Source organism: Pseudomonas sp. 382 (assembly GCF_002759075.1).
Lineage (GTDB): Bacteria > Pseudomonadota > Gammaproteobacteria > Pseudomonadales > Pseudomonadaceae > Aquipseudomonas > Aquipseudomonas vlassakiae.
This window is the reverse complement of the sequence record NZ_PEMX01000018.1, coordinates 22,386-38,407: the sequence shown is the minus strand read 5'-3', so window position 1 is coordinate 38,407 and position 16,022 is coordinate 22,386. Positions and strand designations below refer to the sequence as shown.

Annotated in this window: 12 protein-coding genes; 4 read left to right on the top strand and 8 right to left on the bottom strand. The window is 56.6% G+C overall.

What is annotated here, in order from left to right; genetic code table 11:
- Positions 1 to 27 precede the first annotated feature (27 nt).
- Genes CQW31_RS19510 through CQW31_RS19500 form a run of 3 tightly spaced genes read right to left on the bottom strand, consistent with a single transcriptional unit; the run spans position 28 to position 2,844 of the window.
- Positions 28 to 1,482, bottom strand: a complete 1,455-nt coding sequence (locus tag CQW31_RS19510) for a phospholipid carrier-dependent glycosyltransferase (RefSeq protein WP_010951444.1) — start codon at positions 1,480 to 1,482, stop codon at positions 28 to 30.
- The gene (locus CQW31_RS19505; protein ID WP_010951445.1) at positions 1,476 to 2,459 is read right to left on the bottom strand and encodes a glycosyltransferase family 2 protein; all 984 of its coding nucleotides are present in this window, start codon (positions 2,457 to 2,459) and stop codon (positions 1,476 to 1,478) included. Before CQW31_RS19505 ends, CQW31_RS19510 begins: the two co-directional genes overlap by 7 nt.
- Positions 2,425 to 2,844: a GtrA family protein gene (locus CQW31_RS19500; protein ID WP_010951446.1), complete on the bottom strand. Its 420-nt coding sequence runs from the start codon at positions 2,842 to 2,844 to the stop codon at positions 2,425 to 2,427. Before CQW31_RS19500 ends, CQW31_RS19505 begins: the two co-directional genes overlap by 35 nt.
- Before the next feature lie 257 nt (positions 2,845 to 3,101).
- On the opposite strand from CQW31_RS19500, the gene CQW31_RS19495 reads away from it, so the two are divergent.
- The 4 genes from CQW31_RS19495 (at position 3,102) to CQW31_RS19480 (ending at position 7,264) form a co-directional block, all read left to right on the top strand.
- The gene (locus CQW31_RS19495) at positions 3,102 to 4,070 is read left to right on the top strand and encodes a LysR family transcriptional regulator (protein WP_010951447.1); all 969 of its coding nucleotides are present in this window, start codon (positions 3,102 to 3,104) and stop codon (positions 4,068 to 4,070) included.
- Between the two features lie 210 nt (positions 4,071 to 4,280).
- Positions 4,281 to 5,588, top strand: coding sequence for an OprO/OprP family phosphate-selective porin (locus CQW31_RS19490; protein ID WP_009395904.1), 1,308 nt, complete (start codon positions 4,281 to 4,283; stop codon positions 5,586 to 5,588).
- Positions 5,589 to 5,886: 298 nt separating this feature from the next.
- A complete protein-coding gene (locus tag CQW31_RS19485) occupies positions 5,887 to 6,912 on the top strand; it encodes a hypothetical protein (RefSeq protein WP_011953109.1) in 1,026 nt (341 codons plus the stop codon).
- A 127-nt stretch (positions 6,913 to 7,039) separates the two neighbouring features.
- Positions 7,040 to 7,264 carry a hypothetical protein gene (locus tag CQW31_RS19480; RefSeq protein ID WP_010951451.1) on the top strand — a complete coding sequence of 75 codons (225 nt, stop codon included), beginning with the start codon at positions 7,040 to 7,042 and terminating at the stop codon, positions 7,262 to 7,264.
- Positions 7,265 to 7,356: 92 nt separating this feature from the next.
- Here the strand turns inward: CQW31_RS19480 and CQW31_RS19475 are convergent, their stop codons facing one another.
- The 5 genes from CQW31_RS19475 to CQW31_RS19455 form a co-directional block, all read right to left on the bottom strand.
- Positions 7,357 to 9,354 carry a heavy metal translocating P-type ATPase gene (locus CQW31_RS19475; protein WP_010951452.1) on the bottom strand — a complete coding sequence of 666 codons (1,998 nt, stop codon included), beginning with the start codon at positions 9,352 to 9,354 and terminating at the stop codon, positions 7,357 to 7,359.
- 202 nt (positions 9,355 to 9,556) lie between these two features.
- Positions 9,557 to 9,880, bottom strand: coding sequence for a DUF2790 domain-containing protein (locus tag CQW31_RS19470; protein ID WP_003253432.1), 324 nt, complete (start codon positions 9,878 to 9,880; stop codon positions 9,557 to 9,559).
- Between the two features lie 162 nt (positions 9,881 to 10,042).
- Positions 10,043 to 13,204: a CusA/CzcA family heavy metal efflux RND transporter gene (locus CQW31_RS19465; RefSeq protein ID WP_010951454.1), complete on the bottom strand. Its 3,162-nt coding sequence runs from the start codon at positions 13,202 to 13,204 to the stop codon at positions 10,043 to 10,045.
- Between the two features lie 24 nt (positions 13,205 to 13,228).
- The gene (locus CQW31_RS19460; protein WP_010951455.1) at positions 13,229 to 14,479 is read right to left on the bottom strand and encodes an efflux RND transporter periplasmic adaptor subunit; all 1,251 of its coding nucleotides are present in this window, start codon (positions 14,477 to 14,479) and stop codon (positions 13,229 to 13,231) included.
- A gap of 68 nt (positions 14,480 to 14,547) precedes the next feature.
- The gene (locus CQW31_RS19455; protein WP_010951456.1) at positions 14,548 to 15,819 is read right to left on the bottom strand and encodes a TolC family protein; all 1,272 of its coding nucleotides are present in this window, start codon (positions 15,817 to 15,819) and stop codon (positions 14,548 to 14,550) included.
- Between the last annotated feature and the right edge of the window lie 203 nt (positions 15,820 to 16,022).

Below are 16,022 nucleotides of genomic sequence, written 5' to 3'. Positions count from 1 at the left end.
AAAACCTGGCTTTTTTGTGCTTGGAATTTAGCCTTCGTTCTTGCGAGGCGTTTCCGCATTGCTTTCTCCGGCCAGACCCTCGGCACCTTGTGCGGGGCGTTTCCAATGGCACAGCAGGAGCTGGCTGGCGTTCGCTTCGGTGATCGATGTGCAAGCTAGATCAGCGGGCAGACCATCCTTGCTGTCTCGCAAGCGCCTGGACAGATAGAACGAGCCATCCCGCGGCCACTTGGCAGGATCCTTGATGTTCTCGGACTTCCCGCTGCTGTAAAACTCCGACGAGTATGAGCGGCGGCCAGGATAGATCAGGGGAGCGGAATGAGCAGACTGCACATTGAGCCAGGCTTGAACCACATCCCGCTGATTCTGAGGGCGCTCCTCTAGTACCCCGGCGTAGATGATGCCCGCACCGATGATTGGCAACACCAATGCGCTCGCAGCGGCAGCCCAGGTGGTCTTCGGGCCAACTTCGCTGACCCGTGCAGACAGCAGCAATGCCCACGCTGGCAGCGCGGGTAGCAGGTAGGTCCACAGAATGTTGCCTGCAAATGTGAAGAAGACTGGTGTCGCCAAGGCCCACAGCCAGAGGTAGGCTTTGAAGCGCTGCATCGATCCACGCTTGCGGATCAACAGTGGTAGAAACAAGGCCCATGGCAGTAGCGACAATCCGAGCTGGATCCAGATGCTGCCGTACGGCTTGGCATGAGCACTACCATAGAGGTCCCCTGCCCAGTTACTGACGACGTAGCGGCTCCAGTGCTCACCAACGAAGAAGTACTCCATGAAGCCGGGCGTTTTCATCTCGGCCGCGACATACCATGGCACGGATATACCGAACATAAGTACAAGGCCGCTAATCCAGGGAAGCCTCAGTACCCGTCCCCATTCCTTGTAGATAACGAACCAGGCGAATGCCGGCGCCCCCATAAGCACCAGGGTCAGCGGCCCTTTGGCAAGCAAGCCCAGCCCGAGACCTGCGAACATCAGGTAGGCATCCGCCTTGCTGGCGCACTTCATCCAACGCCAGAAACCGTAGCTGGCCAGCAGAATCGAGAACGACAAAACAGGGTCAGTCAGCACAACACCGCTGGAGACCAGGCCAAGTGTGGTGCTGGAAAAAATAATGGCAGCCCAGATGCCGGCGTTACGAGAAATCTGCTGCGTGCCGAGTTTGATGATGATGAAACAGCTTGCCAGGTGGAGTAGCCACGCTGGGAAGCGCGCAGCGAACTCGTTAACGCCGAAGACCGTCATGCTCGCGGCCTGGGTCCAGAAGGACAACGGAGGCTTGCCCCAGAACGGTACCCCGTAGTCGAACATGGGCGTGATCCAGTCATTCAACTCGACCATCTTGCGAGCCATTTCAGCGTAACGGGCCTCAGATGTGTCCATCAGCGGGTAGATGCCCAGCCCCACCAAACGCAATAGCAAAATCGAACCCAGGACCCACCACAGCGTCCTCTCGTTCTTCAGGTTCAGCATTTCTTACCCTCGATCGAAGCCATCGAAGGGTGGAGTGACACGGGATCTGCCTTGTTGCTGTGCTTCAGGAAATAGAGAGGCCGGCGCTTCACTTCCGCGAGTGTCACGCCCAGGTACTCCCCCACCATGGCGACACCGACGCACATGAATGAAGCCATTCCGACGATCAGGTGATGGATGTCGAAACTGCCTGCCACAAGCGACGCAAGCATGTAGCAGATGCTGGAGACGAAAAGACCGAAACTGATGAGGCTGAAAATGCGCAGTGGTTTGCGAGAGAAGCTGACGATGCTCTCGATGGCCAGATTGAACAGGCCAGCTGCATTCCATTTGGTGCTCCCGGCATGGCGAACAGTGCGATTGTAGGGCAGTTCGATGGTACGAAAGCCTACCCAGCCGATCATGCCTTTGAGAATCCTGGAGCGTTCATCCAGGGCCCGCAGGGCTGCCAGCGGCGCAGGCCCAATCAATCGGAAATCGCTGACATCGGCCGGCATGTCCACCTTCTCCACCAGGCGCTGCATGACCCAGTAGTAAGCCCGGGCACTCATGCGCTTGAACCACGAATCACCGATTCTCAGGTTGCGCTGCATGTTCACCACGTCGTAGCCGCGTTGCCAGTAGTCCACCATGGCCGCGATGAGCTCTGGTGGATCCTGCAGGTCGACATCAATGAAGATCAGCGCACTGCCACGGGCATGGTCTATCCCGGCGCTCAGTGCAGCCTCTTTGCCGAAGTTGCGACTCAGGGACAGGCAACGTACAGATGACCCATCCTGATAGTGGCGAAGAATGTCGGCCGTCCGGTCATTACTGCCGTCGTCGACATAGAGGATTTCGCAGGAGACGGGTAAGCGCTTCACCACGCGGGTGATTCGCTGGTGGAACTCGGGGATGGTTTCCTCTTCCTGGAAGCAAGGGACCACGATGGTTAACAAGGGATCAGGGCGCTCGGGAAAGCGATGTAATGTCTGCATGATTGAATGTCCAAAAACGATGTGCAATGAATCCAAGTGCAGTGAGGCTTAAGGTCACTACGACTTGGGAGATGAGCGGTGACAGATTCGACTTGATGAGGAACCACATACCCACGCCATTGCCGAAGTTTGTGGTTAACGCGACCAGTGCAAACCTGACAGGCTGAAACTTACGAGAGCCATCTGCCACAAAACAGAGCGCCCTATTTCCAATGAAGCTCGCGATTGCGCCAACCATGCCGCCACAGATACTGGCCAGTAACGGAGTAACGAATTCTGTCGTAACCAGCAATAGGAACACCGCATAATGGACTCCCGTTGCTATGAAGCCGATCCCCAGATAACGAATCAGTAAGGTAGTAAGAGGTGGGGTTTGATTTTCCATGCCCAAAGCCTATGGAGGCAAAGGTGAAAAAATAGTGAACTAAATGTAAATGCGTAATTAGCCGAATCTATATATGGTAAGTAACAAGTCGGCGCACTAGGCTAGCACGCTACAATATCAGAGGGATTGCCTGAAAATTACGCTTTCGAAATAAAAGCCTTCCGATAACGCATGCATGACCCGTGGATTACAATGTTGACAAGATAAGGAAACACCGGGTGGCATTGAGATAGATTCCCCGAATTAAGGGGGACCTAATGGTTACACAAAATGAAACATATACAAGCACCGTTGTTCCTTACAGCCCTGACATATTGGATGATTTGCCAATTGATGATCAGCTGGCCGTAGAGTTTTTCGCAACAGCACGTTGTGCCAGTTTCAAACAGGCTGCCCGAGGGCTCAATGTGCCAGTGGTAGGCCTGCGGAAACGCTTGGAGAAACTGGAAGAGCACATTGGTGCTCCCGTGTTTGTCTACAAACACAACAAGCTTGCCCTGACCCGCACAGGCGAGAGGGTCAGCCATTACCTGTGCCAGCTCTTCGGCCCAGACGGCCTTGGCAAGTCCGGTGAAAAGGAAGTCCCCAGGCTTACCATCGCGATCACAGAGCCAGTGCTGAACGACATCGTAAACCGCGATCTAGTCGCCTACGTGCGTGATCATGCCGAAATGCAGCTGGAAATCCATTCAGAATGCACAACGCAGATGCTTTCTGAGTGTGAAGTCGATGTGGGTATCGCTTTGGTGAGCCCAGATGATAAAGGCGCGCTTGATCGCCATCCTACGTATAGGTTTGAACGGCTTGGCCGGATTGGGCACGCCCTGTTCATTTCCAGCCGCTATTCAAGAAGCGTCACCCTTCCAGTGGAGAGCTTGGATTTGCACAACTTCATGCTCGTTGTCCCTTGGGATGAAGAGATCTTGGCGGGCTCACGAAAGTGGGCATCGATAATGGCTGAGCATCAGGGCGGTACCACTCGGGTCAAGAGCTACAACCTATCACGAGGCCTTGTCGTTGGCGGTGCGTGTATTGGAGTGCTGCCCGACTACAGCCGAAAACTGGAGAGAAATATCCTACCCGTGCCGGGTTTCCTGGACGACCTGGAGGAGAAAGATGTCTATCTTGTTATCAAAACGAAGCTTGTCCGCAATCCGCAGGTTTTGGAAATTCGAAGATTGATCAAGAAGAGCTTCTTTGATAAGAAGGACTGGCTTGTTCGGTAACAGTTTTGTTAGGTTTGAAACTCCTCCGTTAACACTACAGAAACACAACTGTCATATTCGCTTGCAACCTAGTCAGAGTGCTTAGAACAAAGGCATCTTGTTACAGCAGGTGACAACCGTGGCCTGCTCCCATCTGCAAGATAAATTTAGGCCGGCGCAGGGCGAAATATAACGTCGGTAGCTAAGCACTTAACATACGAGAGGCAAGCAATGATCCGTTCTTCGAACATGCGGGAAAAGCTGTTGGCTGCCGCAATAATAGGCACATTTTCCTCGCAAGCATTCTCCGGAACAGTAACCACTGACGGAGCTGACATCGTTCTGAAGACCAAGGGCGGTCTTGAAGTATCGACTTCTGACAAGGAATTCAGTTTCAAACTGGGCGGCCGAGTTCAGGCCGACTACGGCCGTTTCGATGGTGTCTTCACCAAGAATGGCGATACCGCTGACGCAGGCTACTTCCGTCGCGCCTACCTTGAGCTCGGTGGCGTGCTGTACCGCGACTGGAAGTATCAGCTCAACTACGACCTTTCCCGCAACACGGGCAACGACTCCGACGGCTACTTCGACGAAGCCAGCCTGACCTACACGGGTTTCAAGCCGGTGCAACTGCGCTTTGGCCGTTTCTACACCGACTTCGGTCTTGAGAAAGCCACCAGTTCGAAGTGGACCACCGCCATGGAGCGGAACCTCTCGTACGACCTGGCGGACTGGATCAACGACAACGCCGGCATGGGTGTTCAAGCCACCAGCACCATCGCTGACATGGCTTATGTTTCCGGTAGCGTTTTCAGCGAAACCAATAACAACTCGGATGGCGACAGCACCAAGCGCTACAACGTACGTGGCGTGTTCGCACCGCTGCACAGTGATGGCAACGTCCTGCACGTCGGTGCTCAGTACGCTTACCGCGACCTCAAAAACAGTGCGGTCGATACCCGGATTCGTTCGCGTCTGGGCGTCCGCGGTGTAGATACCAATGGCGGCGGCGATGCCGGCACCAACGGCAACCGCATGCTGTTTGGCGGTGCTGCTGCACAAGATGGCCTGTGGAAGGACGACTCGGTCTGGGGTCTCGAAGGTGCCTGGGCCACCGGCCCGTTCTCGGTTCAAGCGGAATACCTTCGCCGCAAGCTGAAAGCTGACCAGGCCAACAACGACATGAAGGCCTCCGGTTACTACGCCCAGATGGCTTACACCCTGACCGGCGAGCCGCGTATCTACAAGCTCGATGGTGCCAAGTTCGACACTATCAAACCAGAGAACAAGGAACTGGGGGCCTGGGAAGTCTTCTACCGCTTTGACGATATCAAGGTCGAAGACGGCAACCTGGTCACCGCGGCGGACCAATCGAACGAGCGCAAGGCCAAGAGCCACACGGTGGGTGTGAACTGGTACGTCAACGAGGCGGTGAAAGTCAGTGCCAACTACATCAACGTGCGCACCGACAACAACGAGAACACCGTGGGCGACGACAGCGGCAATGCCATCGTGACCCGCCTGCAATACGTCTTCTGATCCCTCTCATCAGTCTGACGTGAGAAAGCCGGAAGCGCTCAACGTGCTTCCGGCTTTCCTGTTTCTGGAGGTGATCAAGCATGGAGCGCCCTCCTCCTACCTGCTTTCGCTTACCGATGACCGCTCTTGCCAAAGCTCGGCGAATCTGATGTGATTGCCGCGTCGGGCTTTGCATGGTGGCCGTGCAAGCAAATCAAACCTGACTCCTATTCATGATTGAACCTGATTCGACGTCCAGCTTCGCGTCTAACGGCCCTACAAGCGCAGCTACCCCAACGTCGCTCATTAGGGGATAGTCATGTCTGCAAAAAAGCTGCTTCAACCTCTCGCTGCTCAGCTGCACGCCTCGTTCTCGGCTTCTGGCCGCCCGTACTCTCATCTGCACCTCCACCAGCTGTTCCACGCGGCCATCGGCTCCGTTGCACCGCAAGTTGCCATCCAAGACAAGCTGCCAATTCAGGTCTGTCGTGACAACGAGACACGGCAGTACAACCTCTACGCGGCGGTCGAGCGGGCGAAAACGTGCTTAGGATTGACCGATCTTCAAGCAGTCGGTGTGGCTGAAGAAGTCATTGAGGTGCTACGAACTGCGGGAATCGGCGTGAACCAGGTTCGCCTGCTCCTTGACCCCTCCTTCAGCTCGAAGACTCGCAAAAAGGCCTTCAAGGCTCTCTGCAAGAACCTGGATCTGAACGAGCTAGGCGATCGCTTCGTCCCCAAGACTGCCACGTTGGCCATCGCTGCTGGTATTGCGCCGCCTCCCAAAATGTCGTGGAAGGATCGCTTCGCCCTGGCTGCAAATTCCCCCATGCGGGGGCCAAGCGAGCTCATCAGCATGGTCAACCGGGATGAGTGTTATCTGTGGGTATTCCCACCGACTGACCATCATGCGACGGCTCCAGCGACGCATGACCGTTTCTTTGGTGAAAAGACCCACCCGAGCGCAGAAATGGGCATGGGGTTCAGCATCATCGATTCCGGCTGGACCCGCCCCAAGTACCCGCTATCCAGGCAGTCACAAGAGACCTTCATCCAGTATTCGCTTTCTGCGCCGATGTGGTCCTGGCGCGCACAAAGTGACACCTGGCGCCTGGGAAACATCCTGCGTTCAAGAATCCTTGACGGGGCTCCTTGGCATAACGAGCCTCTGAGTGACGTGCTTCCGAGCGGCCTTAAATCCCTGCCCCGGATCTATGGGTGCGAAACCTGCCGAACGCTGTTCATTGAGAATCACAGCGACTACCCGGATGTACCCACTCAGTGCCAATGCGGTGAGGCGAGCAGCACGGGTGACCAAAACGAGTCATCTGCTCTCAATAGCTGATTTTCCTTACGGTGGCGGGCTGAGCCCCCCGTTAGGGATTGGCTATGGGAGCGGGATTCGCTCACCCCAAACCTGAAGGCGCCGCCACCTAACCGAGCGATATGAGCTGAATGCTCGCGGAGTAGATATGCAAAAGAGTAAAAACAAACAGGACACCCTGGCGGCGATCAATGCGCTTGTCGAGATTGCGTATGATCAGGGATTTGCGGACGGACACGGAGTCGGCAATCAAGTCGGTTTCGTAGCCGGTGTCATGAGCCTCAAAGCTGCATTGGCCTGCGGCTTACGGCATGGCTCACCTGAGTGCGGAAAGGCCCTTGAAAGCCTCAAGCGCATCGGGATCGACGAGTGAGAGAAAAGTACGGGTCGTGCGCTGATCGCGCACGACCCGTACTTCTACTTCAGGTCATTTCCCTGCTTAGCTTCATGATTGAAGCTCAGGGATCAGGTGCTTCTGCGGTAGGCCAACAGGCGCAAGGCGTTGAAGACGACCAACAGTGTGGAGCCCTCATGGATCGCAACAGCGGCACCAATGCTCAAGCCCATGATGGTGGACGGAACCAGGATGGCCACAATCCCCAAGCTGACGAACAGATTCTGGTGGATGATCGATCGCGTGTGACGGCTCAGCCCCACCGCAAATGGGAGTTGCCTGATGTCGTCAGCCATAAGCGCGATATCAGCCGTTTCCAGGGCAACATCAGATCCAGCAGCCCCCATTGCGATACCAACGCTCGAACTGGCCATGGCAGGGGCATCATTGACGCCGTCACCCACCATGGCCACCTTGGCGCTAAGGCGCAGGTTTTTGATGGCCTTGACCTTGTCTTCCGGCATCAGGTCTCCCCACGCTTCATCTAAGCCAACTTGTTTGGCTACAGCCTCTGCAACGCGGTTGTGGTCTCCAGAAATCATGACCATGCGTTCGATGCCCATCTCTCTAAGCTTCTGGAGTGCCTCTTTGGCCCCCTCCCGGGGTGTGTCCAATAGCCCGATAGCGCCCAGATCCTTGTCAGCACGCCGTACCACCATGGTGGTACGGCCTGACTGACGTAGACGCTCCGCAGCCTCCAGGGCTGCCTTGCTGAGTGCGGGAATACCATTGGTACCGAACATCTCGACCTTGCCAATCCAGACGAACTGCCCATCAAGCTCAGCACGCACGCCGCGGCCAATCATGTTGCTCATGTTCTTGGCTTGGAATCGGCGCCGTGTGCCAATCATCTCTTCACCGTCACGCACAATTGCCGCAGCCAGCGGATGGTCGCTCATCGACTCCACAGCGATGGCGACGTTTAGCAGATCCTCGATCTGCGTGCCGCCTATGGGTATTACATCGGTGATACGTGGGCGCCCTTCGGTCAGGGTACCGGTCTTGTCGAATGCCATGGCATTCAATGATCCAAGCTCTTCAAGTGGCGCACCGCCCTTGATCAGCACGCCACCTCGGGCTGCCCTGGCGATGCCAGAGAGAATGGCGCTTGGTGTAGCGATCGCGAGCGCGCAGGGGCTGGCTGCAACCAGTACGGCCATCGCCCGGTAGAACGAGTCACGGAACGGCTCGTCAAGGAAAATGCCGGCAAATAGCAGCCCGACTACCAGCAGTAAAACCAACGGGACGAATATGCGTTGGAAGCGGTCCGTGAATCGCTGGGTCGGTGACTTCCTGACTTCGGCTTCACTGACCATCTTGATGACCCGCGCCAAGGTACTCTCCGTAGAGCGCCGTGTTACCTCAACCTCGATGAGCGTTTCGCCATTGATGGTACCGGCGAAGACTTTCGAGGCTGCATCCACTGCATCTGGCTTGCTGCGTGCGAGTTCGGCATCAGGAACAGGTTGCTTGTCCACGGGGACGCTCTCACCGGTTACTGGCGCCTGGTTGATACTTGAGGAGCCTACGACTACAAAACCATCGGCCGGCAGGCGGTCATTGGGGCGCACGATGACAACGTCACCGGGAACCAGCAGCTCCACGGGCATCTCCACCGTGCCATTTGCTCTGCGTACGATCGCGGTGGCTGGTGCGAGCTTGGACAGTGCCTCAATCGCTTTCTTGGCCCGCCCCATCGCGTAGCTTTCAAGGGAATGCCCCAGACTGAACAGGAACAGCAGCAGAGCCCCCTCCGCCCAGGCGCCGATGCTCGCGGCACCGACTGCGGCGAGAAGCATCAGCGAGTCGATCTCGAAGCGTTTCTGACGGATGTTGGTAACCGCTTCCTTAGTGGTGAACCATCCACCGAACACGTAGGCCGACACGTACAGAATCAGAGGCAGACGATCAATCAGGCCAAGTTTTCCTGCGAGAGCTCCGGCACCCAGGAGAGCACCACAGATCAGCGCGAAAATCAGCTCTGTGTTCATTCCAAAAATGCCGCCATGCTCATGGCTATGACCTTCATGCCCGGCTTGGTCATCAGGGCGTTCAAGCAAACTCTTCATAACTCGTCCCTTCTGGGGTCAAGGCTTCCAATTGCCCTCTGCAGTTGGGGAGCCGTCTCTGTTGGTTGGCTAAGATCTATTGCACGGTTTGCCCGAGCCCAGGCGTTAACATTTCGAAGCTATGGGGTATCGGGCGTAATAAAAAATGCCAGGCACTGCCTGGCATTTATGAATTCTCTAATTGTTCTGTTCAAATCGTTTACTACTTGTTGTTGATGCATTGCGAATACATCGAGTAACGAACAGTCTTGAGCGTGCCCTGGGAGTCCTCGAAGGTCATCAACCGTGGATAGACCTGGCAGGTACGGGGGTCCTGCGACTGACGTACGAATTTCGCAACGTCTATCTTCATGCCATATTTGTAATCCTGAATCTCTGGCATTGGCTTGCCATTTTTCTCCGCGTACTTGGCCACTGCGGTCTGGTGTTCCTTGGTGTATTGAAGCTGCTTGCTCTCGGAGAAAGTGTTGGCCTGCGAAGCCACCGAGAAAACAACAAGTGCAGCAGCGATAATTAGCTTTTTCATAAAACCCTCTCAATTTCAAAACTTCTCGGGCGTAACCTTAGCAATGCATAGGCATCACCGGCATGACGAGAAACTTACAATTTTGAAAGGTAAGTGCATCTACTTCACTTTAAACAAAAAAGCCCACAACACGTGTTGTGGGCTTCTCTTTAGCGGAGGCTGTTAGCTAACCACTTCGGCCTCGTCGCCGTCTTCATCCTTGCGGTGTGCCCAGTGATACAGGGCAGGCAGTACCAGCAAGGTCAGTGCGGTGGAGGACAGGATCCCGCCAATCACCACCGTCGCCAATGGCCGCTGAACTTCGGCACCGGTGCCGGTGGCCAAAGCCATCGGGATGAAGCCCAGGGACGCTACCAAGGCTGTCATCAGAACAGGTCGCAGACGGGTCAATGCACCTTCATCGACTGCCTGTCTGAGCGTTCGTCCCTCCTCCCTTAGCCCGCGGATGAAGGCAATCATCACCAGGCCGTTCAGTACTGCAACGCCGGACAGTGCAATGAAGCCGACACCTGCCGAGATCGACAGTGGGATGTCCCGCAGCCACAACGCCACAACACCACCGGTGAGTGCGAATGGAATACCGGTGAAGACCAGCATGCCGTCCTTCAGGTTGTTGAACATCAGGAACAACAAGGTCATGACCAGCAGCAAGGCGACTGGAACAACGATCTGCAGGCGTTTGGCAGCCGACTGCAGCTGCTCGAACTGGCCCCCCCAAGTCGTCCAGTAGCCCGCAGGGATTTGCACCTTCTTGTCCAGCGATGCGGTCGCCTCCTCAACGAAGGACCCCAGATCGCGGCCTCGAACGTTGGCGCTGACGATAACCAGACGTTTGCCGTTCTCGCGGCTGATTTGGTTCGGGCCCAGTTGCAGGTCCAGATTGGCGACCTGGGACAGCGGGATGAAGCCGATCTGATTGGCACCCTGTGCCGCATTGGCAGGTACCGGGATCAGCAAGCTGGACATACCCGCTACGTCGGTGCGAACGGTCTCTGGTAGGCGTACTACCATGTCGAACCGACGGTCGCCCTCATACAGCGTGCCGGCCTGACGGCCACCCACGGCGATAGCGATCGAGTTCTGAACATCCGCGATGTTCAGGCCGTAGCGTGCTGCTTTTTCGCGGTCAATGTTGATGGTCAGCACCGGCAGGCCGGATGTCTGCTCAACTTTCACTTCCGATGAGCCCGGGACCGCTTTGAGCGCTGCCGCGATCTTGTTGGCGGTGTTGTTGAGCACGTCCATGTCATCGCCGAAGACTTTCACAGCGACGTCACTACGCACGCCCGAAATCAGCTCGTTGAAACGCAGTTGGATTGGCTGCGACAACTCGTAGTTGCTTCCTGGAACACCCGCTGCGGCCTTCTGCACTTCAGCAATCAGCTCATCACGAGGCTTCTTCGGGTTAGGCCACTGATCCTGAGGCTTGAGCATGATGTAGGCGTCAGAGGCGTTCGGCGGCATCGGGTCAGATGCAATTTCTGCGGTACCCGAGCGTGCGAACATCCGCTCAACTTCAGGCACCTGCGCAATCACCGCTTTCTCCAGACGCTGCTGCATCTCGACAGATTGAGTGAGGCTCGTTCCAGGCACACGCATGGCCTGCATCGCAAAGTCACCCTCACTGAGGCTTGGGATGAACTCGCTACCCATACGACTTGCCAGCAAACCACTGAGCACGACCAAGGCTACTGCGGCCGAGAAAGCGATGTTCCGATGTCCCAGCACCCATTGCAGAACCGGTTCATAGCGCAGTCGAGCTGTGCGCATGACCACGCCTTCCTCTTCCTTCACCTTGCCAGTGACGAACATGGCAATAGCTGCAGGAACAAAGGTAACGGACAGGACCATTGCACCCAGCAGCGCCATCACAACGGTGAAGGCCATCGGGTGGAACATTTTGCCTTCGACGCCGGTGAGGGCGAAGATCGGCAGGTACACCACCATGATGATCAGCTGACCGAAGATCAGCGGCCGGCGAGCTTCTCGCGCCGCGGCAAAGACCTCGTGGAAGCGTTCGGTTTTGGTGAGCATGCGGCCATGCTTATGTTGCGCATGAGCCAGTCGACGGATCGCGTTTTCTACAATAACCACGGCACCGTCGACGATGATGCCGAAGTCGAGTGCCCCCAAACTCATTAAGTTGGCACTGACCTTGTTGTTGAACATGCCTGTGAAGGTGAACAGCATGGACAGCGGAATCACCATCGCGGTGATCAGAGCCGCACGGATGTTGCCGAGGAACAGGAACAGAATGGCGATAACCAGGATCGCGCCTTCCACCAGGTTCTTCTTCACCGTCGCGATGGCTTTTTCAACCAGGTTGGTACGGTCGTAAACAGTCACAGCCACCACGCCCTTTGGCAGGGTGCGGTTGATGTCCGCCAATTTGGCGGCGACAGCTTGAGATACGGTGCGGCTGTTTTCACCAATCAGCATGAACACGGTACCGAGCACGACTTCGCGGCCGTTCTCAGTAGCAGCACCTGTACGGAGCTCTTTACCGATGCTGACGTCAGCAACGCTGCTGATGCGAATCGGTGCACCATCCACACTGGTGATCACGATGTTGGCGATGTCTTCGATATTGCCTACCTGACCCGGTGCACGGATGAGCAACTGTTCACCATTACGCTCGATGTAGCCGGCACCGACGTTGGCGTTGTTACTTTCCAACGCTGCGACCAGGTCATTGAGTGTCAGCTTGTAGGTAGCCAGGCGCTTTGGATCCGGCGCAACCAGGAACTGCTTGGCATAACCGCCGATGGTATTGATCTCGGCCACACCCGGGACGTTACGCAGCTGAGGCTTGATGATCCAGTCCTGGATCACGCGCAGGTCGGTCGGGGTGTACGGCGTACCGTCCTCTTTGACCGCGCCATCTTCGGCTTCAACAGTCCACAGGAAGATCTCGCCGAGGCCGGTAGATACCGGACCCATGACGGCCTCTACACCTTCTGGCAGCTGTTCCTTCGCAACCTGCAGCCGCTCGTTGATCAACTGGCGGGCAAAGAAGATGTCAGTGCCATCCTTGAAGATCACGGTGACCTGAGACAGGCCAGAGCGAGACAGGGAACGGGTCTGCTGAAGGCCCGGGAGACCGGCCATGGCCGTTTCAACTGGAAACGTGATCCGTTGTTCGGTTTCCAAGGGCGAGTAACCAGGCGCTGCAGTGTTGATCTGCACCTGGACGTTGGTGATATCGGGTACCGCATCGATGGGCAGCTTTTGATAGCTGTAGATACCGATACCCGCCATGATCAGAACGGCGATCATTACTACGATGCGCTGCTCGATGGCGAATCTGATGATACGTTCAAACATGAGAAATCATCCTGTCAGTTCGCATCAGTGACCGTGTTCGGCAGAAGCTTTGCCGAGCTCGGACTTGAGTGTGAAGCTGCCACTGGTTGCTACCTGGGCGCCGGCTTCAATACCGTCGATGATTTCCACGTACCCATTGTCGCGGCGACCCAGTTTTACCGGGCGGGTGTCAAAGCCATCTGGGGTGCGTACGAATACCGAAGGTTTGTCTTCAACGGTCTGCACAGCGTGCTCAGGGACCGCTACGGCAACTCGATCGGTCTGGGAGGTGACCGCAATGTTTACGAACAGGCCTGGACGCCAGGCGCCGTTGGGGTTGGTCAAGGTGACGCGGACAGTAGCTGCACGGTTTTGCTCGCCCAGCAGGCTGCCGACATAACCCACCTTCCCTTCGACCTCGACGTTCATGTCAGGCGAAGAGACTTTCACTGCACGGCCAGTCGTGACCTTGCCCAGATCTGTCGGCGGAACTGCGAAGGTCGCCCAGACCTGATTCAGGTCGGAAAGGATGAAGGCGTTGGTCGCCTCGCTGACGACTTCGCCGACGGTCAGGTGTTTCTCCACTACCACGGCGTCGAAGGGAGCGCGGAGCTCGTAACGATTACCGCCAACGGAGTTAACCGAGGCACCGATTGCGCCGACCTTCTGCTTGGCGTTGGCCAAGGAGATCTCCGCTTCTTGCAGCGCTTGGCGTGCTTGGAGGTAGTCTTGCTCTGCAGAGATCTTGTCCTGCCACAGTTGCTTCTCACGTTCGAAGGTCACACGCGCCAGTTCGACGCGACGCTGTGCGGCCTGTTGTTCGCTGCGCAGGTCAGAGATCTGCTGGCTGGCGATTACCGCGAGGACTTGCCCTTTCTTGACCGTCTCGCCCAGGTTGGCCTGGACAGCCTCAACAACGCCAGGAACACGAGGAACCACGTGGGCAGTACGATCTTCGTCGAAGCGAATTTCGCCAGGGAAGCTCACGACGGTACCGAGGTCACGAGGCGCTGCAGCTTCCAGGGCAACACCAGCGGCCTTGATCTGTTCAGCGCTGAGCGTCAGCTTGCCCTCTTCTTCACCGCCCTCTTCGCTGTGGCCTTCTTCACCATGGCCCTCATCACCTTCCTCTTTGGCGGCAGATGCGGCTTTCTTTTCGTCGCCATGGCCATCGTTAGCGCCATGCTCGGCAGTACTGGCGGCCTGCTGTCCGGAACTGTTGTTCCAGGCAAGGCTGCCAAATCCGAGGGCTGCCACAGCGGCTACCGCGAGGGCGATCTTGCGTTTGTTATCCATTGCTACTCCTGCTGATCGTAGGCACCGGCTTGTTCAAGGCTGTGTGCCGAAGAAAATGTTTGGCCCGTTCAGCGAGTGCCGGCGGTTGAGCCGACTTCGCCATAAACCCTTTCCACCTGCGCACGCGCATTGGTCGCCGCTGCCAACGATTCGAGGTATTGGCCACGAGCGACGATCAAGGTGCGCTGGGCATCCAGCACTTCGATGAAACCGAATTTGCCCATCTCGAAGCCGCGGGTTGCGGTCTCTACGGCTTGTTGGGCTGAAGGCAGAATGGTCTTGTCGTAGGACTCGACCTCCTGCATGGCGGTGGACCATTGGTTCAACGCGGTTTGGGTTTCGGTGCGCAGGCGCAGCTCAACAGCATTGCGCTGGTCCCGGGCCTGATCTGCACGACGAGAAGCGGAAAGAATGTTGCCCTGGTTACGATCGAACAGCGGCAAAGGCATAGACAGGCCCACAGTGTTGACCCGCTCGCGCACAGAGCGGTCGTACTGGCTACCTACACTGACAGTAAGGTTCGGGATACGCTGAGCTTTCTCTGAGCCGAGCGAGGCATCGCTCTTGTCTATCTGCACCACGGCCTGACGCATTTCTGCTGTTTGGTCGAGCTTAGCCAGCAGATCTTCAGTGCGAGGTGGCAAGCCCGGGGAGAGGGTTGGCGATTCGAGTCGATCAAACACGGTGACTGAGCTCCCGGTAATTTGAGCGAGCTGTTGGTAAGCGGTCGCTTTTTCCGTTTCTGCACGTCGAACTTGCAGCTGGGCTTCGGCCAGTTGCACTTGAGCGCGGGTCGCCTCCACTGGGGACGACTTACCTGCGCGAACACGGCCATCGACGATGCGAAGACCGCGCTCAGTCAGTTCGAGAGATTGCTTGGCCAGGTCGAGACCTGTCTGGGCCCGCAACGCGGCGTAAAAGGCTTGGACGACATCTGCACGCAGGCCGTTAACGCGACGGTCTAACTCAAGCTGTGCGGCGGTCTGCCCGTATGTGGCGACGTCAACACGAGCCCCCCGCTTACCGCCCAGCTCAAGGGTCTGGCTGAGAGAGACAGTCGTCTGGCTGGTGTTACGACGGGTGTCTTCCACGTCATACGAGATTGTGGGGTTGGGGATAAGCCCGGCCTGCTTGCGAGCACCATCAGCGATCCCAATTTCTTGCCTGGCCGCGGCCAGGTCTGGGTTGGCATCCATGGCCGTCGAAAGCGCCTGGGGCAAGCTGATGCTTTGGGCAAGGGCTGCAGGCGCCATCAACCCAGAGATGACTGCACAGAGTGCAGCGATCTTCCAGGGCGAGACGGGGGTCTTGGGTAAGACATTGCGGTTATACCGGGGCACTTTGATGGTCCTCGTGCACAAACTTCGATAAAGCTTGGCGAGAACGCCGAAACAGCTGCCAAGCCCCACTTGATTAGGTGATGGCACTCTAATGAGCGGTAGCTATCAGAGGGGTGGCTAGAAAATTACAATTCCGTAAGAATGTCCTGTAATGCCCGAAAATACTGGGAAACCAAACCCGACACGATGATTTCGTTACAAGC

Bases quoted from the DNA above. Each gene is read 5' to 3' on its own strand.
- CQW31_RS19510 (WP_010951444.1), bottom strand. From the start codon at position 1,482: ATGCTGAACCTGAAGAACGAGAGGACGCTGTGGTGGGTCCTGGGTTCG.
- CQW31_RS19505 (WP_010951445.1), bottom strand. From the start codon at position 2,459: ATGCAGACATTACATCGCTTTCCCGAGCGCCCTGATCCCTTGTTAACC.
- CQW31_RS19500 (WP_010951446.1), bottom strand. From the start codon at position 2,844: ATGGAAAATCAAACCCCACCTCTTACTACCTTACTGATTCGTTATCTG.
- CQW31_RS19495 (WP_010951447.1), top strand. From the start codon at position 3,102: ATGGTTACACAAAATGAAACATATACAAGCACCGTTGTTCCTTACAGC.
- CQW31_RS19490 (WP_009395904.1), top strand. From the start codon at position 4,281: ATGATCCGTTCTTCGAACATGCGGGAAAAGCTGTTGGCTGCCGCAATA.
- CQW31_RS19485 (WP_011953109.1), top strand. From the start codon at position 5,887: ATGTCTGCAAAAAAGCTGCTTCAACCTCTCGCTGCTCAGCTGCACGCC.
- CQW31_RS19480 (WP_010951451.1), top strand. From the start codon at position 7,040: ATGCAAAAGAGTAAAAACAAACAGGACACCCTGGCGGCGATCAATGCG.
- CQW31_RS19475 (WP_010951452.1), bottom strand. From the start codon at position 9,354: ATGAAGAGTTTGCTTGAACGCCCTGATGACCAAGCCGGGCATGAAGGT.
- CQW31_RS19470 (WP_003253432.1), bottom strand. From the start codon at position 9,880: ATGAAAAAGCTAATTATCGCTGCTGCACTTGTTGTTTTCTCGGTGGCT.
- CQW31_RS19465 (WP_010951454.1), bottom strand. From the start codon at position 13,204: ATGTTTGAACGTATCATCAGATTCGCCATCGAGCAGCGCATCGTAGTA.
- CQW31_RS19460 (WP_010951455.1), bottom strand. From the start codon at position 14,479: ATGGATAACAAACGCAAGATCGCCCTCGCGGTAGCCGCTGTGGCAGCC.